Raw genomic sequence first — 22219 nt, 5'->3', positions numbered from 1 at the left:
TAGATGAATCAAGAGAAACTTATTTTCTATTCTTTTTTATTCTTGGTTTTGTCAATACTACCATTGCATTCCCAAAGTGAAGAGGTAAAACTAATTACACAGCAGACGGATAGCAGTTTGATTTTTATCGGCCATAACAGTTCAGAATTAAGAACTCAGATTATACTCAACATAACCCAGAAAAACTTGATTGGTTATGATGGCCCTATTACCAAATTGATTCCCGCCAAAGGTTCTGAGCAAATGATCGTACTTTCCATTCCAAAAGATAAACCTTGGTCTTATCAGACAAACTATACATACAAATCATCTCCCACGGAGAAAGAGCTGACAAGGCAAAAAAAACGTATCAAACAAGAATTGCTTAGTACCTTGAATGCCGATGAAAGTACTCTGGTGGTCTTTTATGGAGAAGGATGTCCAAGATCCATATACACCAAGGAAATGCTGGAAAAAAAGAAAATTCCCTTTGCCTATTTGGATGCATCTTCCAACGAGTATTATTCCAAGGTCATGTTTGAGCTAATTAGGCAGAAGGTACCTGATGTCAAGCGTGTTCAGTATCCTGTAATAATGGTGGATGATCAATTGGAATATGACATTGATAATCTCCGATGGTATCTTAAGGAGTTGATTGCGGGAAGGAAATAACCTAGGTCGATATTTTAGGAAACACCGCTTTCTTTACCCACCTGCTTGATAAAAGCTCCCGGAGTAACCCCAATTTTTTTCTTTAGTGATTTGGCAAAAACGGGAATGGAATTAAATCCATAGTGTTCCGCAATCTGTATCATGGACAAGGATTTGGCCAATTTGGGGTTTGCTTTTAAGTCGTTAATGGCGTAGGTAATTCGCAGATCCTTTAAATAACTTGCAAAATTTTGACCCTTGGAATGATTGATGGTTTGCGATAAATAACTACTGTTGGTATCTAGTATTTTGGCAAGACTATGTTGACTAACCGAACTATCCAAAAAACCGAGGTCGATTTCCCAGGTGTTCAAACGGTCAAGGATTGGCTTTGTAATTTCGGGGTCGATCGAACTCCTTTGGGCAGCATCTTGTATAGAAACCTGTTCAACTTTCACTGGCTGGGACATGACGAGGGTTAATTTTTTCTTGGTGTTACGATACTTTAAATAGTATACGGCACCACTAACCAACAAAATGCCACTTAGGGCATAGAACAAATAAATCAATTTGTTTTTAGACAATATCTTTTGTGTCAAACGGGATTTTTCTTCCATTTGCATGGGAATATCAAAATCTTTCAACGTTACCTCCTGCAACCGGGTCCGAATACGCGTCATTACACTGTCGTAATAGATAAGTCGTTGTAAATATTTTTTCTCTGAGGCTTGATCATTTCTTTCAATGGCATCTTGGAGTAAGCCCTGATACACTTCATTGGCATTGTCAAAAAACGGGTAGTTTAAAGACGCCATTATGCTATCATACTTTTCATAGTATTCTCGCTTTAGGATTGGACTTCCTATTTTTTCTTCAATTTTGGCGAGATAGAATAATTTATCCGCTTTGGAGCCATCATGACTTAGCCGTACATACTTTTTCAGGGTGTCTCTTGAAGTCTCAAAACGGCCATCGTAATAGTTGAGTTGAGCCTCTAGGGTAATCAGACTTTCGTAATCAGTTTGGTCCTCAAGTTGTGAAAGTAATTCTAGTGCTTCCGAGACATATACTCTGGCCGAATCTGTTTCCCTAGCAAAAGCATAGCATCTGGCCATATTGTGAATACTTTGGAGATAACTTTCTTTCCATCTCTCCATTTTATCCCGATGTTGTTCCAAAAATTTCAGATTTCGCTGCAATAGTAATATGGCTTCGTTCTCTTGTCCAAACTCCGCCTTAACATTGGCGATTTCTGACAATACTATAGACTGAAAGTAAATATCTTCCGATTTTTTCGCCCAGCGATAACTTTCAATAAAGGCTTCCACGGCTTGCTCATCAACATAGTTTAAATAGTAAATGGCGGCCTTGGAATACATTGCTAGAGCCATAAATTTGCTAAATTCAACTTGGTCTATGAGTTGGATGCTTTGTGCAATAGCTATCGAGGTATCTATATAATTAATTCCTTGTTCCAAGTCCGAAATTCTGGACAAATATCGATACGCATGGGCCCATTGTAATGTGTCATTTTCTTTTTTTGCCTTAGCTATGTGATAGTCAAAATAAATATCTTTATAAGCATCTAAGTCCTCAATCCAAACATTTTTTATTTCATCATAGTCTAGGTCCATCAAGGGCTTTTCGGCGGATTCTTGTGCATAAATGGTTACAAAAGTGGTTAGAAGACAAGAAATAATGCAGGGAAGTTTCAGCATATTTCAAAATTTGACAGGGGTTAATGATGCTTTAAACTAAGGGACTCGAGTAAAACCTGATTAGGGCAATTTTTAAAAATCCCTACATACAATTTATCTCGAATTTCTTTTGTAATTGCATATTTTTTACAAGGCTCAGACTTTGTATCACTTTGCCCAAAATCAATATCCCCATCCGTAAGGAATGATTTTATTAATAGGGTATCCTTAAATTGCTCGGGCAGTTGATCCCCAAAGACCAATGGTTTGGAACGCATATCCTTTAATACCCTGCAATTCGGAAAATAACAGAATTCGATGCCGGTTTCGCCGGATTTCTTTTTTAAAAAGAAAACAAGAAATATGATACCTATGGACAGCCCTACTAGATACCATCCCAATCGTCTTAAAAATGCCATTCGTCCTTAAAAAATCAGAAAATTAATGTCGTTATAGGTAAGCCCAAACCAATCCCCAACGGACTTGTTGGTCAATATGCCATGGTACATATAAAGTCCATTGCGCAACCCTTTATCAAACCGTAGGGAATGTTCCAACCCACCGTCTTCGCCAATTTTCAGCAAATATGGGGTAAAGATATTGCTTATGGAAATGCTAGAGGTTCTTGGGTACCGGGAAGGGATGTTGGGCACCCCATAATGGATCACATCAAACTTTTCGATTGTGGGCTTGTCATGGGTGGTTACCTCTGAGGTTTCGAAACAGCCGCCCATATCAATACTCACATCAATGATCACAGCTCCCTTTTTCATATTCTCCACCATGGAACTGGAGACCACAATGGGGGAACGGTCCTTTCCCCGAGCAGCTCCGATGGCCACATCACAGCGCTTTAATGCCTTTAAAAGATTCTTTGGCTGAATGGTGGAGGTATAGACCGTTTGGTTCAGGTTGGTCTGTATATTTCTCAGTTTGGTAATGGAATTATCGAACACTTTAATGTTGGCACCTAGGCCCAAGGCCGAGCGCGCTGCAAATTCCCCCACTGTTCCGGCTCCAATGATCACAACTTCTACAGGGGGTACTCCACTAATGTTACCAAACATTAATCCATTGCCTTTATTGGTTGTCGCCATTAATTCAGATGCAATCAGGATGGATGAGATTCCTGCGATTTCGCTAAGCGAACGAACAGCCGGATATTTACCATCCTCATCCCGGATGTACTCAAAAGCAATTGCGGTCAATCTTTTCTTGGCCAGGGTTTCAAAATACTCCTTTGACTGTGTTTTGATCTGCAAGGCTGAAATGATGATGGTCTGGGGATTGATCAAATCTATTTCGGAAAGGGTAGGGGGCTCCACTTTGAGAATGATCGGACATGAAAATACCTTTTTAGTATCTCGACTGATCTCGGCCCCGGCATCCGTATAGTCCGTATCGGAAAAATTGGCACCTTCCCCGGCCCCAGATTCAATAAGCACACGATGTCCGTGGGCGGTAATCGCATTAACGGCATCGGGCGTCAAGCATATTCGCTTTTCCTGATATTGGTTTTCCTTGGGAATACCAATGAACAGTTCCCCTTTTTGTTTGAGGATTTCAAGGGTCTCTTCCTGCGGTAAAAGTTGTTGCTTACTAAATGGTGAGGAGGGTTGGTCCATACAATGCAAATCTGAAAGCGGCCCTATGGCCTAAAACAAATTTACATTTTTTTTGAAAGGGTGTGCTGGCGCTGTTCCAGTTTCTCACGTTCCTTTCGAAGTTCTTCTTTTTCTTTCAGAATCTGAAGTTCAGTGTTCATGGCTTCAAGATCGATACCATGTACATGTTTATCCACCAATTTTACCCTGATGAAATAAACAACGGGCACTATCACCATGGTTACGGCAATGACATAAAATATCTCATTTTCGTCAATCGGCTTTGAATCATAAGTAAAGACACTGAACAGCTGAAAGCTATACATGGCAATCGGAATCAATATGGCATGATACCACCACTGTTTTGATGTAGTAAACCAAATAACTAAGAGAAGTAGGGGTACTAATTTGATTAAATAATAGTAAATCGCCGTTCCAACATCCGCAAATCCATTCGCCGTAAAGGTTATAAATAAGATATCTAATTCTTGCTTGCCATCGGCTATATATTTATAGGAGTAAAATATTACAGGGCTAACAGCAATAAAAAGAGCTAGCAAGCCCTCAAAAATGAGCTTGTACCTTATATGTTTTCTTTCCTTCATGATTATATAAATAACATAAAAAAGAAAAAATTATTGTAAACAAAAAAACCCTTCAAATGAAGGGCTTTTAAAACGAAAGAATCAGTTTACAGTTTTTTAAACTTATCCCTGTCAATCTGAACTGTTTGGTCCTCATCAACTTTAATAACGTCAGTAGAAACTGCAGTCATCGCTAAAAAGGCAACAGCCATCAATCCAAAAAATAATCTTTTAGTGTTCATCGTAAAAGAGTTTTTGGTTAATAAATGAATTCATTTCAATAACAAATGTAGGAAAATTTCCTTACCCACAATGCATTTCATCGATAAAATTTGCACTTTATCCAAAAAAGGGAACTTTTTACCGAAATCGATACGGTTTATCGAAATGTTGCAAGAAGTTAAATCTATTAAAGGTCAATCAACACTATACTCGATTGAACGCGTGTTTTCATCGATGAACTGTAAGTAAATGGATACAGTATTGGTAGGTAGGAGGGCGCTAACTTTTTCTGGCCATTCCATAAATAGCCAAGCATCCGAACTTAGATAATCCTCTAGGCCCAGGTCCAGGGCCTCGGCTTCACTTTCTATGCGATAAAAATCAAAATGGTATCCCAAAAGATCATCCTGTTGGTCGTGGTATTCGTTCACCAAGCCAAAGGTTGGACTGTTGGCCTCGTCCATACCTCCTAGGTGTTTGACCATGGCCCGAATAAGGGTGGTCTTTCCTGTTCCCATTTCGCCATAAAAGCAGAGGGCCTTATGCGGAAGGTTTTCCAATAGGCTTTGTGCTACCGAATTGATATCTGATAGTTGGAATGTTCGTTTCAACGAAAATTATTTTGGGTCCAAAACTACAAAAGGTACGATCATTTCCTCCAACGAAACTCCACCATGTTGGTAGGTGTTTCGATAGTAGCTTACGTAATGGTTGTAATTATTTGGGTAAGCAAAAAACATGTCGTTCTTGGCAAAGATAAAGCAACTGCTCAGGTTGATGTTCGGAAGATGGATGTTCTGTGGATTCTTGGTCGCCAGCACCTCCTTATTATTATAGGTAAGACTTCGCCCGGTTTTGTAACGAAGGTTTAAGCTGGTTTCCCGATCCCCAATAACCTTGGACGGTTGTTTTACGTTGATAGTCCCATGATCGGTGGTTAAGATCAATTTCATACCCATTGCCTGTGCACTCTGTACAATCTCCAAAAGAGGAGAGTTTTTGAACCAACTCAAGGTAAGCGAACGGTAGGCTTTGTCGTTTGCGGCCAATTCCTTTATGACCTCCATTTCGGTTTTCGAATGGGAAAGCATATCCACAAAATTGTAGACCACCACGGTAAGGTCATTGTCCTTTTGGGATTTAAAGTTTTGAGCCAATTGCTTGCCCTGCCTTAGATTACTTATTTTATGGTATTCCCATTTGATATCCAGTCCAAGTCGCTGTAACTGTGCTCCCAAAAATTCAGCTTCAAACAAGTTTTTACCCCCTTCGTCCGTGTCGTTTTTCCACCAATCTGGATGGCGTTTTTCCATATCCAGTGGCATCAAACCAGAGAAGATTGCATTTCGCGCATACTGTGTTGCTGTAGGCAGGATACTATAATAGGAGCTCTCTTGCTTTTTCTTATAATGAACGGCCAGGGTTTCTTCAAAGGCCAACCATTGGTCGTATCTCAAATTATCTATAACCACCAACAAGGTCTTGGAGTCCTCCAATTCCGGCTGTATTTTTTTACGGAACAATGTGTGCGACATAATAGGGCCGTCGCTATCCTGGAACCAGTCTTGATAATGCTTGTCCACAAACTTGCTGAATTGGGCATTGGCTTCCACCTTTTGGGATTCCAATATTTCAAACATTCCGGAATCCTCGATTTCCTCGAGTTGAAGTTCCCAGTAAATGAGTTTTTTGTACAACTCTTCCCATTCCTCATAGGTGTTCACCATCGAAAGGTCCATGGCAATTTTTCGGAATTCCTGTTGATAATTGGCCGTGGTTTTTTCGGATACCAATCTGGAATTGTCCAGACTCTTCTTAAGGGACAGTAATATTTGGTTGGGATTCACTGGTTTGATCAAATAGTCCGCTATTTTGGAACCAATGGCCTCATCCATAATATATTCCTCCTCACTCTTGGTTATCATTACCACAGGAATGGAGGCATCGTGCTTCTTAATTTCATTTAAGGTTTCCAGACCGGAGATACCTGGCATGTTCTCATCCAGAAATACAATGTCGAAAAAGGCATTTTGTATTTCTTCGAGGGCATCCTGTCCGCTTTGGCTGGTCACTACTTTGTAGCCTTTGTTTTCAAGAAAAAGGATATGGGGTTTTAATAGGTCGATTTCATCATCGACCCACAGAATTGTGATCTTGTTCATATAGTGGTTATCTTTGCGGAATTAAACACAAAGCCCTTGGCACAGACCAATAAGCTCAAAGTATTTAACGATCCAATTTACGGTTTTATTGGAACTCCCAATGAACTTATTTTTAAGCTTATCGGACACCCGTATTTTCAGCGGTTACGACGCATTTCGCAAATGGGAATGTCCTATTTGGTTTATCCCGGTGCACATCATACCAGATTCCATCATGCCCTTGGCAGCATGCACCTAATGACCAAGGCCATACAGACTTTGCGTTGGAAAAATATTGAGATAAGTGAGGAGGAGGAGACAGGACTGCTATGTGCAATCCTGCTCCACGATATTGGACACGGCCCTTTTTCCCATGCCCTAGAGGGATTTGTGGTCTCTGGTTGGAACCATGAACGCCTGTCATTGGAATTTATGAATGCCCTGAATCGGGAATTTGAAGGCAAGTTGGATACCGCAATAGCTATTTTTAAAGGAGAATACCCTAAGCTATTTTTAAACCAGTTGGTGTCAAGTCAGTTGGACATGGACCGCTTGGATTATTTAAAACGGGACAGTTTCTATTCTGGGGTAACGGAGGGCAACATTAATTCGGAACGCCTAATTTCCATGTTGCATGTTGTTGATGGGAACTTGGTGGTCGAGGAAAAGGGAATCTACGCGGTTGAAAAATTCCTGATGGCAAGAAGGTTTATGTATTGGCAAGTCTATCTTCATAAAACTGGGCTTGGTGCGGAACAAATGTTGATTCGAATTATGGAAAGGGCCAGAACCTTGGTGAACGAGGGAGTGACCCTAGCTGCCAGCGCAAACTTCCTTTATTTCCTTAAAGGGGAAGCAGTTTCCCAATTGGAGGAATCGACTTTGGTGAAATTTGCACAGTTGGATGATGTGGATATTATATCTGCAATAAAATCTTGGCAACATCATGACGATTTGGTGCTCTCTGAATTGTGCACCATGCTGCTGAACCGAAATTTGCTGCATGTCAAAATCAAAAATAAGCCCATTCCAACAGAGCGGATTGAAGCCAAACTGAAAAGCACTGCCCAAAATTGGGATATTTCAGAAGGGGAGGCATCCTATTTTGTGTTCCAAGGTGAGATTTCCAACAGGGCCTATAGCCAAAACCATCAAGCCATATCCATCTTAAAAAAGAATGGCAAAGTGACGGATGTTTTAAAGGAATCTGACCAGTTGAGTTTAAAGGCTTTGTCAAAGACGGTTACCAAATATTACTGCTGCTACCCAAAGGAGGCTGTTTAACAAATTTTGTTACTTTTGCAGAAATGAAATTTACAGCTACCCAAATTGCCGGAATTTTAGAGGGAGAAGTTGAGGGAAATCCTCAAATAGCAGTACATAAGCTATCGAAAATTGAAGAAGGGGAAAAGGGTTCTTTAACTTTTTTGGCCAATCCGAAGTACACCTCCTATATCTACTCTACCAAGGCCTCAATCACTATTGTAAATAAGGATTTTATCCCGGAGCAAGATTTATCCACAACACTTATTAAGGTAGATGACGCTTACAAGTCCTTCTCCAAGCTATTGGAATATTACAATCAAGTAAAGAACAACAAGGTGGGCATTGAGAATCCCTCCTTTATTACAGAATCAGCTTCCTATGGCGAAGGCTTCTATTTCGGGGCGTTTTCCTACTTGGGCAACAATGTGAAGATTGGCAAGGATGTAAAGATATATCCCAATGTTTACATTGGCGACAATGTGACCATGGGCGACAATGTCCTGGTTTTTGCCGGGGCAAAAATATATTCAGAATCCATTATTGGAAACAATTGTGTAATCCATAGTGGTGCAATAATCGGTGCTGACGGATTTGGATTTACCCCCAACTCCAACGGGGAGTACAGTAAGGTTCCGCAAACGGGTAATGTGATTTTGGAGGAAAATGTCGATGTTGGAGCGGGAACAACCATTGATCGTGCAACCCTTGGTTCCACTATATTAAGGAAAGGGGTTAAGCTGGACAACCAAATCCAAATTGCCCATAATGTTGAGATAGGGGAAAATACCGCTATTGCAGCACAAACTGGAGTAGCAGGCTCTACCAAGATTGGCAAAAATTGTCTTATTGGTGGGCAGGTAGGAATTGTTGGCCATATTACCATTGGTGATAGGGTGAAAATTCAAGCACAATCCGGAATCGGACGCAATGTAAAAGATGATGAAGTCCTTCAAGGGTCCCCTGCCTTGAATTATGGCGATTATAATAAATCTTACGTACACTTTAAAAATTTACCCAAACTGGTAAATCAAATTTCCAACTTAGAAAAAAAGATTGACGGTGAGCAAGACTAGCGTTAAGCAGCGCACTATAAAAGACAATGTAACCCTAAAAGGAGTAGGGTTGCACACTGGGGAAAATGTTACGATGACATTTGTTCCAGCGAAGGAAAACCATGGTTTCGCTTTTAAACGTGTGGACCTGGAAGGGGAGCCCATCATTGAGGCAGATGCCAATTATGTGGTGAACACACAACGAGGGACCAATCTGGAAAAGAATGGAGTAAAAATCCAAACTTCCGAGCACGTTTTGGCTGCTTTGGTCGGATTGGACATCGATAACGTTCTTATAGAACTAGATGCTCCCGAACCTCCAATCATGGATGGTTCTTCCAAGTTTTTTGTGGAAGCGCTGGAAAAAGCAGGCATTGTAGATCAGGAGCAGGATCGAGAGGAATACGTTGTAAAAGATGTTATTTCCTATAAGGATGAGGCCACCGGAAGCGAGATTACGGTGATTCCTGCCGAGGAATACAAAATTACGACCATGGTGGATTTTGGGACCAAAGTGTTGGGCACCCAAAATGCTACCTTACAACGCATTTGCGATTTTAAAGAAGAAATTGCTGATGCCCGTACCTTTAGTTTCCTTCACGAATTGGAAATGCTTTTGGAGCATGGTTTGATCAAGGGCGGAGATTTGAATAATGCCATTGTGTATGTGGACAAGGAAATTTCCGATTCCACTATGAAGAAGTTGGAAAAGGCATTCAAAAAAGAAAAACTTTCGGTTAAACCCAATGGTATACTAGACAATTTAACCCTGCACCACCCAAACGAGGCAGCAAGACATAAACTGTTGGATGTTGTTGGGGATTTGGCGTTGGCCGGAACCCGAATTAGAGGAAAGGTTATTGCGAACAAACCAGGACATTTTGTAAACACACAGTTCGCCAAAAAACTTCAAAAGATTATAAAACAGGAGCGCCGTAACTATGTTCCTGATGTAGATTTGAGTGCACCGCCCGTAAAGGATGTGAACCAGATAATGGATATGCTCCCACATAGACCACCTTTTTTGCTGGTTGACAAGATTTTGGAACTATCCGAAGAACATGTAATTGGGTTAAAAAACGTAACGATGAACGAGCCCTTTTTTGTAGGGCACTTTCCGGGAGCACCTGTAATGCCAGGAGTTTTGCAAATTGAGGCCATGGCACAAACTGGTGGTATTTTGGTGTTGAGCACCGTTCCCGACCCAGAAAATTACCTTACCTACCTATTGAAAATCGACAACGTTCGATATAAACATCAGGTAGTGCCCGGGGACACGCTTATTTTTAAGTTAGACCTATTGTCTCCAATCAGAAGAGGAATTTGCCAGATGGTGGGTAGGGCTTACGCCAACGGAAGGTTGGTTTCGGAAGCAGAAATCATGGCTCAAATCACTAAAGTAAAGGGAGAATAATATGAATCAACCGCTAGCTTACGTCCACCCGGGGGCAAAAATTGCAAAAAATGTGGTGATTGAACCCTTCACCACTATACATAATAATGTTACCATTGGCGAGGGGACTTGGATTGGTTCCAACGTAACCATAATGGAAGGTGCACGGATTGGTAAAAACTGCAATATTTTTCCAGGTGCCGTTATTTCTGCCACGCCTCAGGACTTAAAATACCAAGGGGAAGAAACTACGGTTCACATAGGAGATAATACAACCATTAGGGAATGTGCAACAATCAATAAAGGTACCGCAGACCGAATGAAGACAGTCATTGGAAAAAATTGCCTTATTATGGCGTATTGTCATATTGCCCATGATTGCTTTATTGGTGACAACTGTATTTTTAGCAACGATTCCACTTTGGCGGGTCATGTGACCATAGGAACCAACGTGGTTTTGGCGGGAATGGTCGCGGTGCACCAATTCGTATCCATAGGTAACCACGCTTTTGTTACTGGTGGTTCCTTGGTAAGAAAAGATGTTCCCCCTTATGTAAAGGCAGCACGAGAGCCTCTTTCCTATGTGGGAATAAATTCCATTGGATTGCGTAGAAGAGGATTTACATCAGAAAAGATAAGGGAAATCCAAAATGTCTATAGGATTCTATATCAACAAAACTATAACAATACCCAGGCAGCTTCCATTATAGAGGCCGAGATGGTGGCAACTCCTGAAAGAGACGAAATTCTTCAATTTATAAGAGATTCCCAACGTGGAATCATGAAAGGATACTTTAGTTCAAATTAAGATTATGGCAAATACATCCGATATACGAAAAGGACTGTGCATTAAATACAACCACGACATCTACAAGATTGTTGAATTTCTTCATGTGAAGCCGGGTAAGGGACCAGCTTTTGTACGAACCAAACTCAAAAGTGTCACCACCGGAAAAGTCATTGACAATACTTTTTCTGCAGGACATAAAATTGAAGATGTGAGGGTGGAAACCCGTTCGTACCAATATCTATATGCAGAAGGTGATACCTATCACTTTATGAATACGGACGACTACAATCAAATTTCCTTGGAGAAGAATTCTTTGGATGCCCCTGATCTGTTGAAAGAGGGAGAGGTTGTGACCATCCTTTTCAACACGGAAGACAGTATGCCATTGTCCGTTGAGATGCCGGCGAGCGTGATTTTGGAAGTAACGCATACAGAACCTGGGGTAAAGGGAAATACAGCGACCAATGCCACTAAACCGGCCACTGTGGAAACAGGTGCCCGCATTAATGTTCCTTTGTTCATTAACGAAGGGGACAAAATTAAGGTGGATACCGAAAAGGGCAATTACCAGGAGCGGGTAAAAGAATAAGCCGGAATGAAATTTCCTAGACCTTATAGCCTAAAAGAGATATCGGGGATAATTGATTCCAAATTTGTTGGGAGTGAGGACTTCCCGGTGCTGGGCATGAACGAGATTCATGTGGTGGAAAAAGGGGATATCGTTTTTGTGGACCATCCCAAATACTACGATAAGGCCTTGGAATCCAAAGCATCAGTTGTGCTGATCAACAAAGTGGTCGAGTGTCCTGAGGGCAAGGCCCTATTGATTTCGGATAACCCCTTCAGTGATTTCAATAAGCTGACCCACCATTTTGCCCCTTTTAAAAGTTCCAGTGCTGCAATAGCCGAATCTGCCCAGATAGGAGAGGGTACGGTAATCCAACCCAATGTGTTTATTGGAAACAATGTGGTAATCGGCAAAAACTGCCTAATTCATGCCAACGTTTCCATTTATGACAATTGTATCATCGGAGATAATGTTGCTATACATAGTGGAACCGTATTGGGGTCGGATGCTTTTTACTATAAGAAAAGGGAGGTTGGCTTTGAACGCCTACTCTCCAGTGGAAGGGTGGTTGTCGAAGATCATGTGGATATTGGCGCATCCTGTACCATTGATAGGGGAGTGACCGGGGATACCACAATTAAGGAATGGACCAAATTGGACAACCAGATTCAAATAGGTCATGATACGGTAATCGGAAGAAGATGTCAAATTGCATCCCATACCGGTATTGCAGGTTGTGTTGTTCTCGAGGATGAAGTTATATTGTGGGGTCAGGTAGGTGTTATAAGCGCCATTACCATTGGAAAGGGCGCAGTGGTTTACGCCCAATCCGGGGTGGCTAAGAGTTTGGAAGGAGGCAAGGCTTATTTTGGTAGCCCAGCTGAAGAAGCCCGTACCAAAATGAGGGAAATCAACACCATAAAAAACCTTCCGGCCATGCTAAAAAAGATAACCGGAAATAGCTGATAAAATACTTTAACTTTTAGAGCCAATGACATACTTTTGTCGAGGCTAACAAATAGAAAATATGAGTGTCCTAGTAAATAAAGATTCAAAAATTATCGTCCAAGGGTTTACCGGAAGTGAAGGAACTTTCCATGCAGGTCAAATGATCGAGTATGGAACCAATGTTGTTGGTGGGGTTACCCCAGGAAAAGGTGGCCAAGAGCATTTGGGCAAACCTGTTTTCAATACCGTGGAGGAAGCGGTCAATAAGGTAGGTGCGGACACCACTATCATATTTGTACCCCCAGCCTTTGCTGCGGACGCCATCATGGAAGCTGCCAGTGCTGGAATCAAAGTTATTATTACAATCACAGAAGGTATTCCCGTTGCCGATATGGTAAAGGCCAACGATTACATCAAGGATTTGGATTGTACCTTGGTAGGTCCAAACTGCCCAGGAGTAATCACCCCTGAAGAAGCAAAAGTGGGAATCATGCCTGGATTTGTTTTCAAAAAAGGAAATATTGGTATTGTTTCCAAGTCGGGTACGTTGACCTACGAAGCAGCCGACCAGGTAGTCCGACAAGGTTTGGGTATTACCACTGCTATTGGTATTGGAGGTGACCCTATTATCGGAACAACCACAAAACAGGCTGTAGAGCTTTTGATCAACGACCCTGAAACGGATTGTGTGGTCATGATTGGTGAAATTGGAGGCCAACTTGAAGCTGATGCCGCCAAGTGGTACAAGGAAAGTGGAAGCACCAAGCCCATTGTAGGTTTCATTGCTGGCGAAACCGCCCCGGCAGGTAGAACCATGGGGCACGCAGGAGCCATTGTTGGTGGAAGTGATGATACCGCCCAGGCCAAAAAACGCATCATGCGCGAATGTGGAATCCATGTTGTTGACTCCCCCGCTGAGATTGGGGTAAAAGTCAAGGAAGTAGTTGGGTAACACAACCGTTAAAACTATTGTAAATCCCGTTTCTAACGGGATTTTTTTTCGCTAAAACCTAAAACAACAACTATATTTGAATATCAACCGTTCAAAACTAACTTGGAATATTATGAAACTATTGGAAGGCAAAAATGTGATCATTACCGGAGCGAGCAGGGGAATTGGTAAAGGTATCGCAGAAGTATTCGGAAATGCAGGCGCCAATGTGGCGTTCACCTATAGCTCCAGTGAGGCTCCCGCATTGGAATTGGAAAAGGAACTTTCCGGAATGGGGGTTAAGGCCAAGGCCTATAAAAGCAATGCCGGTAGTTTTGCCGAGTCCGAAGAACTTGTTGCACAAGTTTTGGAAGATTTTGGTGGCATCGACGTGTTGATTAACAATGCTGGAATCACCAAGGACAATCTTTTGATGCGAATGGGCGAGGATGATTTCGACAAAGTGATAGAAATCAATTTGAAATCCGTTTTTAACATGACCAAAGCCGTGCAACGCACCATGTTGAAGCAGCGTAAAGGATCCATAATTAATATGAGTAGTGTGGTGGGAGTAAAAGGTAACGCCGGTCAGGCCAACTATGCTGCTTCCAAAGCTGGTATGATAGGCTTCACCAAATCGGTGGCCTTGGAGCTTGGCTCTAGAAATATTCGCTGTAATGCCATTGCACCTGGGTTTATCGAGACCGAAATGACAGATAAACTGGATGAAAAAACAGTGCAGGGTTGGAGGGATGCTATTCCTTTAAAACGCGGCGGAAGCCCTGAAGATGTGGCCAATGCCTGTTTGTTTTTGGCTTCAGACCTTTCCGCTTATGTAACGGGCCAAGTGCTGAATGTGGACGGCGGCATGCTAACCTAAGCTGAATGGAAATACAAACGGTACTACTTATTATATTGGCGGCCATTGTCGCTCTTACCGTTGTATTTTTTCAGTACTTCCATAAAAACCCAAGAAAAGGTTCCCAAAAGATAATTTTGGCTGCATTGCGGTTTTTGGCCGTATTTGGAGCGCTTCTACTTTTAATTAATCCCCAATTTGTTAAACAGGATTACTTTGTTGAAAAATCCAATCTTGTGGTACTTGTGGATGAGTCCTCCTCCATGGCGCAAAGTGTGGATTCAACGGAAATATCCGAATTGTTGGCCCTATTGGTTTCAAATCCGGATATGGAAGATCGTTTCGATATCCAGAAATATGGGTTCGCGGAGCAATTAAGCTTACTGGATTCAATTTCGTTCAACGATAGGAACACCAATATTTCCAAAGCCCTAACCGGTATAGGAGAGGTTTTTGGAAAATCCCACAAAACAATTGTATTGCTTACGGATGGCAACCAGACATTGGGAAGGGATTATGCGCATCTGAATCTCAATGGGAATGCCATTGTGCATCCCTTTGTGGTTGGCGATACAACACATTATGAAGATATATTGGTTAGCAGGGTAAACACGAACAAGTATGCCTTTCTCAATAATAAATTTCCGGTCGAGGCACAGCTCGTTTATACAGGAGACCGGGAAGTGTCCCGTCAGGTTTCCGTGGTGATGGACGGGAAAACAGTGCATAGGGAATCCGTAAGATTCAATGCCGCAAAAAATAGTCAGACAATCAATGCCCTTATCGAGGCACAAAGCGTTGGTGTCAAATCCTTGCAAATTAGAGCCCAGGCCTTGGAAAATGAACGAAACACCTCCAACAACACTAGAGAAACTGCCATAGAGGTCATAGATGAAAAGACAAAAATTGCGATTGTGGCAAGTCTTATGCACCCGGATATTGGGGCGCTTAAAAAATCCATAGAAACCAACGAGCAACGAACCGTTGTTTTATTGAAACCCGAGGATGCCGAGGAGGAGTTTCAGGATGTGGGCCTGTTTATTTTGTATCAGCCCAATAGACGATTTAAAAATGTATACGATTATATCGAACGCGTTGGAGGGAACAAGTTTACCATCGCGGGGACCCAGACAGACTGGCTCTTTGTCAATCAGGTTCAAAATAGTTTTTTTAAAGAGCGACTGAATCAAAGAGAGGAACTCCTGCCTGTTTTGAACAAAGGGTTTGGAGTTTTTGGGCTAGGGGAATTTTCGGTGGATGGTTTTCCGCCCCTCCAGGGACAATTGGGGGATATTGATTTTAAGAAGGAAACGGAAACCATTATGTTCCAGCGGATTCGAGGAGTTGACCTTGAAACTCCTTTGTTTGCATTGTTAACTGAAGGAAATAGAAGGGAAGCCGTGCTGTTTGGCGAAAACATCTGGAGATGGAGGGCCCAAAATTTCCGGAACAGCCAAAATTTTTCTGATTTTGACAATTTTGTGGGCAAGCTCATGGTTTATTTGTCCAATAGCGATCGTAGAAGCCGCCTGGAGCTCGATTATGATATTGTTTTTGACGGTAGCAGTCTTGCTAGGATTCGGGCCTCCTATTACGACGAGAGTTATGGGTTTGATTCCAATGCCAGTCTTCGAATTGAGATTACAGGCACGGAAAATGGATTTACTCGGGAAGCTCCATTGGTCTTTAAAGGCTCATTTTACGAAGTTGACCTAAGCGATTTACAAGCGGGTGAATATACATTTACGGTTACCGTCCTGGACGATAATGTGAAAAAGTCCGGGAGTTTTAAGATTCTTGATTTTAATCCCGAAAATCAGGTGCTTTCCTCAAATTTTGCTCAACTTAGCCAATTGGCCGAGAACAACAACGGAAACCTATATTTCCCTGACCAAATGGATGCATTAATAAGCGAACTTAGTAATTCACAACGCTACGCTCCCGTCCAAAAAAGCAGGCAAAATGTCGTATCTTTAATAGATTTTAAGGTGCTGTTGGGTATAATAGCCTTGGCACTATCAATGGAATGGTTCATTAGAAAATACAACGGATTAATTTAAACAATACTTCACATGGAAAGATTACCAAAAATTGCACTACCTACAGTTGTTGCCTTTATTATTTTGATTTTTATCGTTTCGAATTCTGCAGTCAACATTAGTGCAGGTGAGGCCGGCGTGCTTTGGAAGCGTTTTGGCGGTGGGGTTGTTACTGATAAAAAACCATTGGGTGAGGGATTTCATTTGGTCGCCCCATGGAATAAAGTCTACGTTTACGAAGTGCGAAGACAGGAGATTTTCGAGAAGATGAAAGTACTCTCCTCGAACGGACTTGATATTCAATTGGATGCTTCGGCCTGGTATCAACCCAACTATAATGATTTGGGAAAACTACATCAAGAAATTGGCGAAAATTATTTACAACGTATTATTCTTCCTACCATTAGGTCGGCAGCACGTAGTGTTGTGGGGAGATATACCCCCGAGCAATTGTATTCCAGTAAACGGGATGCCATTCAGCAAGAAATTTTTGAAGAAACCGAAAAAATTGTTGGTAAGCAGTATATCTCATTGGACGAGGTATTGGTTAGGGATGTAACGCTCCCACCAACTATAAAAGAAGCCATTGAGAGAAAATTAAAGCAGGAACAAGAGTCTTTGGAATATGAGTTTAGACTTGTAACTGCACAAAAAGAGGCGCAGCGCCAACGTATCGAAGCACAGGGTAAGGCAGATGCCAATAAAATTTTGAGCGCATCCTTAACGGATAAGATTTTACAGGATAAAGGAATCGAGGCTACTTTAAAGCTTTCGGAATCTCCAAATTCAAAAATTGTGGTCGTGGGCTCAAGCGGGGATGGATTACCTTTGATTTTGGGAAATAACTAAATCGCCCTTTTTTGATAAAAAAATATATACTACTTTTGAATCCGTAATGAGAAACAGAAACACACATCATCATTTTTATACTTGCCCTCAAGCGAGATAGAGATGTATTGTTGTTTGTAAAATATATTCTAACCCGTTTGAGAAATCAAACGGGTTTTGTTTTTAAGCCTGTTTGGTTTCCGGACAAAACCATAGAAAAATGACAAAGATTCGAATTGCAGTACAAAAAAGTGGGAGGCTAAACGACGATTCCCTTAAAATCTTGAAGGACTGCGGTATTTCCATAGATAATGGGAAAGACCAATTAAAAGCGACAGCGCGAAATTTTCCGCTAGAGGTGTTCTACCTACGCAACGGTGACATTCCCCAATATTTGAGGGATGGTGTAGTGGATATTGCTATAATCGGTGAAAATGTTTTGGTTGAAAAAGGAAAGGACATTTCAGTGGTGGAAAAGCTGAATTTCTCTAAATGCCGGGTGTCTTTAGCGGTTCCCAAACGTTTCGAATACAATTCGATTAAGGATTTTGAAGGGAAACGGATAGCCACCTCTTATCCCAATACGGTAAAGGATTATTTGGCATCAAAAGGTGTCACCGCCGACCTGCATATTATCAATGGTTCTGTGGAAATTGCACCGAACATTGGTTTAGCAGATGGTATTTGTGACATTGTTTCTAGTGGTAGTACCCTGTTTAAAAATAACCTCAAGGAAGTGGAAATAATTCTGAAGAGTGAGGCGGTATTGGCCGTATCCCCAAAGATTTCCGAAGAGGGCAGAAAGATATTGGAAAGACTTCAGTTCCGCATCAAATCCGTTCTTCAGGCAAGGCAGAACAAATATGTGCTATTGAATGCTCCAAATGACAAGTTGGATGAAATTATTGCAATCCTACCTGGTATGCGAAGCCCCACGGTGTTGCCCTTGGCACAAGAAGGATGGAGCTCTGTGCACACGGTTATCAATCGGGATACCTTTTGGGAGGTAATAGATGAACTTAAGGGAGCAGGAGCAGAGGGAATTTTGGTTTGTCCTATTGAAAAAATGGTCATCTAATGCAGCGGTTCGATTATCCAAATAGGGAAACTTGGGAGGAACTACTAAAACGGCCAACCTCTCCTGTAGCTGATATTGAAGGAACAGTGACCGGAATTTTTGAGGAAGTCAAAATCGCTGGAGATGCCGCCGTAAAGGAATTTACCAAAAGATTTGACCAGGTAACCTTAAAATCCTTGGTGGTCCAACCGGAAGAATTTGATGAGGCCATTAAACAAGTTCCAGAAGATTTAAAGTCGGCCATTACCTTGGCCAAGGACAATATAGCCAAGTTTCATGGGGCTCAAAAAACGGATAAAGTGGTTTTGGAAACCATGCCTGGTGTGCAATGTTGGCAGGAAAAACGCCCTATCCAAAAAGTCGGACTTTACATCCCAGGAGGAACGGCGCCCTTGTTTTCTACCATTTTAATGTTGGCCGTTCCGGCCAAACTAGCGGGGTGCGAAGAGATAGTTTTGTGTACTCCACCAGATAGAGAGGGAAGGGTAAACGCAACAATTCTTTATGCAGCCAAACTTTGTGGGGTAACCCAGATTTTCAAAGTTGGGGGTATCCAGGCCATTGCTGGAATGACTTTTGGTACCGAATCCATACCTCAGGTGTATAAGATTTTTGGTCCTGGCAATCAATACGTGACGGTGGCCAAACAGCTTGCCACCAAATATGGTGTCGCTATAGATATGCCCGCAGGACCAAGCGAACTTTTGGTGGTGGCGGATACTACTGCAGATGCTAGTTTTGTGGCCTCAGATTTACTCAGTCAAGCGGAACATGGAACGGATAGCCAGGTTATTTTGGTATCCACCTCTGGGGAACTGCTTGAGGAAGTAGTTTTGGAATTGAATGCACAAATCCAAAAATTGCCGCGAAGGACCATTGCCGAAAAATCTATTGCAAACAGTAAACTTATTTTGTTGAAGGATGATCAAGAAGCCATGGATTTGATCAATGAATATGGGCCGGAGCACTTCATCATTTGCAGCAAAAATGAGGAGTTTTACATTGACAATATAAGCAATGCAGGTTCTGTGTTTGTTGGTAACTACACTCCTGAAAGCGCAGGGGATTATGCCTCTGGAACCAACCACACCCTACCTACCAACGGTTACGCCAAACAGTACAGTGGGGTAAATTTGGATAGTTTTATGAAGAGCATGACGTTTCAAAAAATCACTGAGGAAGGAATGGCAGAAATTGGAGGCGCAATTGAACTTATGGCCGAAGCTGAAGGTTTACAGGCCCATAAAAATGCTGCAACCCTCCGACTGAATAAACTAAAATAACCCCTGTTAGGTCAAGCGGACTCGAGATTATAATCATATGCTCAAAACATTCAATATAGAAAATTTAGTTAGGGAAACCGTAAAGGGATTAAAGCCCTATTCCTCCGCTCGGGATGAGTACGTTTCAGATGGAACGGATATGGTGTTTTTGGATGCCAATGAAAATCCTTTTGAAAATGGGGTCAATAGATACCCAGACCCGCAACAACGGACGCTAAAAGCGCTATTGGCCAAGCAAAAAGGTGTTTCCATGGACAACATTTTGTTGGGCAACGGAAGTGACGAGGTTTTGGATTTGATTTTTAGGGCATTTTCCGAACCCAATCAGGACAATATCATCACTTTGCCACCCACCTATGGAATGTATAAGGTTCTGGCTGGAATCAATGCCGTGGAAAATAGGGAAGTATTGCTTACACCTAACTTTGAACCCGATGCAGGAAAGGTTTTGGCAGCTACAGATAATAACTCCAAACTGATTTTTCTGTGCTCCCCGAACAACCCAACAGCCAATGCCTTCAAAACGGATGCAGTACTCGAAATCGTAAGAGGGTTTAACGGCATCGTGGTTGTGGACGAAGCGTATATCGATTTTTCCGATTCCGAAAGTTGGTTGACCAGGCTTTCCGACTTTCCAAACCTTATAGTTACCCAAACGCTTTCAAAAGCCTATGGTATGGCCGGGATTCGTCTTGGTATTTGTTATGCTTCCAAAGAAATCATCGAGGTGCTTAACAAGATAAAACCGCCGTATAATGTCAACCAATTGACCCAGGAAAGAGCTTACATCAGGGTTTCCGATACGGATGCGGTTACAATGGAGGTACAACAAATTCTTTCGGAACGAAGCGCTCTTGTGGATGCCTTGGAAAACCTGGAGTTTGTGGAGAAAATTTATCCTTCCGATGCCAATTTTGTGTTGGTTAAAGTGGATGACGCAAATAGCCGATATACCCAATTGATCAATGCCCAGGTGGTGGTTCGAAATAGAAGCAACCAACCCCTGTGTGAAAACACGTTGAGGCTAACGGTAGGTACACCAGAAGAAAATAAAATATTGATTGCCACATTAAAAAAACTACAATAATGGGGAAGAAAGTACTATTTATTGATCGGGACGGAACCATCATCAAAGAAACTGTTGATGAGCAGATTGATGCCTTTGACAAAATGATTTTCTACCCAAAAGCTTTCACATATTTGGGTCGGATTGCCAAGGAATTGGATTATGAATTGGCCATGATCACCAATCAAGATGGGTTGGGAACCGAGGTTTTTCCCGAGGATACGTTTTGGCCCGTCCATAATTTCATCCTTAAATCCTTTGAAAATGAAGGGGTGGTTTTCGATAAGGTCTTTATCGATAGGACTTTCCCCAAGGATAATGCCGATACAAGAAAGCCGGGCACCGGACTGTTGACCGAGTATTTTTCGGAAGCATATGATTTGGAGAATTCCTTTGTGATTGGTGATCGTCTTACCGATGTGGAGTTGGCTAAAAACTTGGGAGCGAAGGGGATTTTCATCAATGATGAAACACATTTGGGCACTTCAGAAATTACGGTGAAGAAAGAGGAACTCGATGATTGTATTGCCCTTGAAACCAATGATTGGGAAAAAATCTATGAATTTCTAAAGCTTCAAAACCGAACTGCAGAAATCACTCGAAAGACCAACGAAACCAATATCCAGATACAACTGAATTTAGACGGAACGGGAAAGAGCAATATTCATACTGGACTTGCTTTTTTTGATCATATGCTCGACCAATTGGCGAGGCATGGACAAATGGATTTGGAAATCAAGGTAAAAGGTGACCTCCATGTGGACGAACACCATACCATTGAAGATGCCGGTATTGCCCTTGGCGAGGTGTTTTATAAGGCGTTGGGGGATAAAATGGGAATTGAGCGCTATGGTTTTTGTTTGCCTATGGACGATTGCCTTGCCCAAGTTGCCATTGATTTTGGCGGTCGGAATTGGTTGGTTTGGGATGCCGATTTTAAAAGGGAAAAAGTGGGAGATATGCCGACCGAGATGTTCCACCATTTCTTTAAATCCTTTACAGATGGGGCTAAAGCCAATTTGAACGTAAAGGCAGAAGGCACCAACGAACACCATAAAATAGAGGCCATTTTTAAAGCTTTTGCAAAATCTATAAAGGTGGCCATAAAAAGGGATGTGGATAAAATGGTATTACCATCAACCAAGGGAATGCTTTAGGGCTGATGCTGGTTGGAATTGAGGAGAAAATCCCTTCTACCCATTCGTGAAATTAGTGGCAGACCACGGAAAATTTGAATGTA

Annotated in this window: 21 protein-coding genes; 15 read left to right on the top strand and 6 right to left on the bottom strand. The window is 41.9% G+C overall.

Annotation, left to right across the window (positions count from 1 at the left end):
- The first annotated feature begins 3 nt into the window (after positions 1-3).
- Positions 4-651, top strand: a complete 648-nt coding sequence (locus M3P07_RS06055; protein WP_249969000.1) for a glutaredoxin family protein — start codon at positions 4-6, stop codon at positions 649-651.
- A gap of 14 nt (positions 652-665) precedes the next feature.
- Here M3P07_RS06055 and M3P07_RS06050 read toward each other — a convergent pair whose 3' ends face one another.
- The 6 genes from M3P07_RS06050 to porX all read right to left on the bottom strand — a co-directional run bounded on the left by M3P07_RS06050 (position 666) and on the right by porX (position 6899).
- Positions 666-2348 (bottom strand): helix-turn-helix domain-containing protein, encoded by a 1683-nt coding sequence (locus M3P07_RS06050; protein WP_249968999.1) that lies wholly within the window; start codon positions 2346-2348, stop codon positions 666-668.
- 404 nt (positions 2349-2752) lie between these two features.
- Positions 2753-3952 (bottom strand): alanine dehydrogenase, encoded by a 1200-nt coding sequence (locus tag M3P07_RS06040; protein ID WP_249968997.1) that lies wholly within the window; start codon positions 3950-3952, stop codon positions 2753-2755.
- A 41-nt stretch (positions 3953-3993) separates the two neighbouring features.
- Entirely contained in the window at positions 3994-4536 is a 543-nt protein-coding gene (locus tag M3P07_RS06035) for a hypothetical protein (RefSeq protein WP_249968996.1), read from the bottom strand.
- Positions 4537-4622: 86 nt separating this feature from the next.
- On the bottom strand, positions 4623-4757 hold the full coding sequence (locus M3P07_RS17750) for a hypothetical protein (RefSeq protein WP_284042092.1): 135 nt from the start codon (positions 4755-4757) through the stop codon (positions 4623-4625).
- 174 nt (positions 4758-4931) lie between these two features.
- Positions 4932-5348, bottom strand: coding sequence for a tRNA (adenosine(37)-N6)-threonylcarbamoyltransferase complex ATPase subunit type 1 TsaE (gene tsaE / locus M3P07_RS06030; RefSeq protein WP_249968995.1), 417 nt, complete (start codon positions 5346-5348; stop codon positions 4932-4934).
- A gap of 6 nt (positions 5349-5354) precedes the next feature.
- Complete coding sequence (porX, locus tag M3P07_RS06025) at positions 5355-6899, bottom strand: T9SS response regulator signal transducer PorX (RefSeq protein WP_249968994.1); 1545 nt, start codon at positions 6897-6899, stop codon at positions 5355-5357.
- A 36-nt stretch (positions 6900-6935) separates the two neighbouring features.
- Between porX and M3P07_RS06020 the strand changes: the two genes are divergently transcribed.
- The 14 genes from M3P07_RS06020 to hisB all read left to right on the top strand — a co-directional run bounded on the left by M3P07_RS06020 (position 6936) and on the right by hisB (position 22136).
- Entirely contained in the window at positions 6936-8162 is a 1227-nt protein-coding gene (locus M3P07_RS06020; protein ID WP_249968993.1) for an HD domain-containing protein, read from the top strand.
- 23 nt (positions 8163-8185) lie between these two features.
- Entirely contained in the window at positions 8186-9217 is a 1032-nt protein-coding gene (lpxD, locus tag M3P07_RS06015) for a UDP-3-O-(3-hydroxymyristoyl)glucosamine N-acyltransferase (protein WP_249968992.1), read from the top strand.
- Positions 9204-10610 carry a bifunctional UDP-3-O-[3-hydroxymyristoyl] N-acetylglucosamine deacetylase/3-hydroxyacyl-ACP dehydratase gene (locus M3P07_RS06010; protein ID WP_249968991.1) on the top strand — a complete coding sequence of 469 codons (1407 nt, stop codon included), beginning with the start codon at positions 9204-9206 and terminating at the stop codon, positions 10608-10610. The genes lpxD and M3P07_RS06010 overlap by 14 nt, the downstream gene beginning before the upstream one ends.
- Position 10611: 1 nt before the next feature.
- Complete coding sequence (gene lpxA, locus M3P07_RS06005) at positions 10612-11397, top strand: acyl-ACP--UDP-N-acetylglucosamine O-acyltransferase (protein ID WP_249968990.1); 786 nt, start codon at positions 10612-10614, stop codon at positions 11395-11397.
- A 4-nt stretch (positions 11398-11401) separates the two neighbouring features.
- Positions 11402-11968, top strand: a complete 567-nt coding sequence (gene efp, locus M3P07_RS06000) for an elongation factor P (protein ID WP_249968989.1) — start codon at positions 11402-11404, stop codon at positions 11966-11968.
- Positions 11969-11974: 6 nt separating this feature from the next.
- Positions 11975-12913 (top strand): UDP-3-O-(3-hydroxymyristoyl)glucosamine N-acyltransferase, encoded by a 939-nt coding sequence (locus M3P07_RS05995; protein WP_249968988.1) that lies wholly within the window; start codon positions 11975-11977, stop codon positions 12911-12913.
- A gap of 61 nt (positions 12914-12974) precedes the next feature.
- On the top strand, positions 12975-13847 hold the full coding sequence (sucD, locus tag M3P07_RS05990) for a succinate--CoA ligase subunit alpha (RefSeq protein WP_249968987.1): 873 nt from the start codon (positions 12975-12977) through the stop codon (positions 13845-13847).
- 112 nt (positions 13848-13959) lie between these two features.
- Entirely contained in the window at positions 13960-14706 is a 747-nt protein-coding gene (gene fabG / locus M3P07_RS05985; RefSeq protein WP_249968986.1) for a 3-oxoacyl-[acyl-carrier-protein] reductase, read from the top strand.
- 5 nt (positions 14707-14711) lie between these two features.
- Positions 14712-16745 carry a VWA domain-containing protein gene (locus M3P07_RS05980; protein ID WP_249968985.1) on the top strand — a complete coding sequence of 678 codons (2034 nt, stop codon included), beginning with the start codon at positions 14712-14714 and terminating at the stop codon, positions 16743-16745.
- Positions 16746-16757: 12 nt separating this feature from the next.
- Entirely contained in the window at positions 16758-17573 is an 816-nt protein-coding gene (locus tag M3P07_RS05975) for a prohibitin family protein (protein ID WP_249968984.1), read from the top strand.
- A gap of 199 nt (positions 17574-17772) precedes the next feature.
- Positions 17773-18630: an ATP phosphoribosyltransferase gene (gene hisG / locus M3P07_RS05970; protein WP_249968983.1), complete on the top strand. Its 858-nt coding sequence runs from the start codon at positions 17773-17775 to the stop codon at positions 18628-18630.
- On the top strand, positions 18630-19913 hold the full coding sequence (hisD, locus tag M3P07_RS05965; RefSeq protein WP_249968982.1) for a histidinol dehydrogenase: 1284 nt from the start codon (positions 18630-18632) through the stop codon (positions 19911-19913). The genes hisG and hisD overlap by 1 nt, the downstream gene beginning before the upstream one ends.
- A gap of 37 nt (positions 19914-19950) precedes the next feature.
- Positions 19951-21000 carry a histidinol-phosphate transaminase gene (gene hisC / locus M3P07_RS05960; protein ID WP_249968981.1) on the top strand — a complete coding sequence of 350 codons (1050 nt, stop codon included), beginning with the start codon at positions 19951-19953 and terminating at the stop codon, positions 20998-21000.
- Positions 21000-22136: a bifunctional histidinol-phosphatase/imidazoleglycerol-phosphate dehydratase HisB gene (gene hisB, locus M3P07_RS05955; RefSeq protein ID WP_249968980.1), complete on the top strand. Its 1137-nt coding sequence runs from the start codon at positions 21000-21002 to the stop codon at positions 22134-22136. The genes hisC and hisB overlap by 1 nt, the downstream gene beginning before the upstream one ends.
- Positions 22137-22219 lie beyond the last annotated feature (83 nt).

This window comes from Flagellimonas myxillae (assembly GCF_023502235.1).
Classification (GTDB): Bacteria; Bacteroidota; Bacteroidia; order Flavobacteriales; family Flavobacteriaceae; genus Flagellimonas; species Flagellimonas myxillae.
This window is presented reverse-complemented; position numbering and strand designations above follow the sequence as displayed.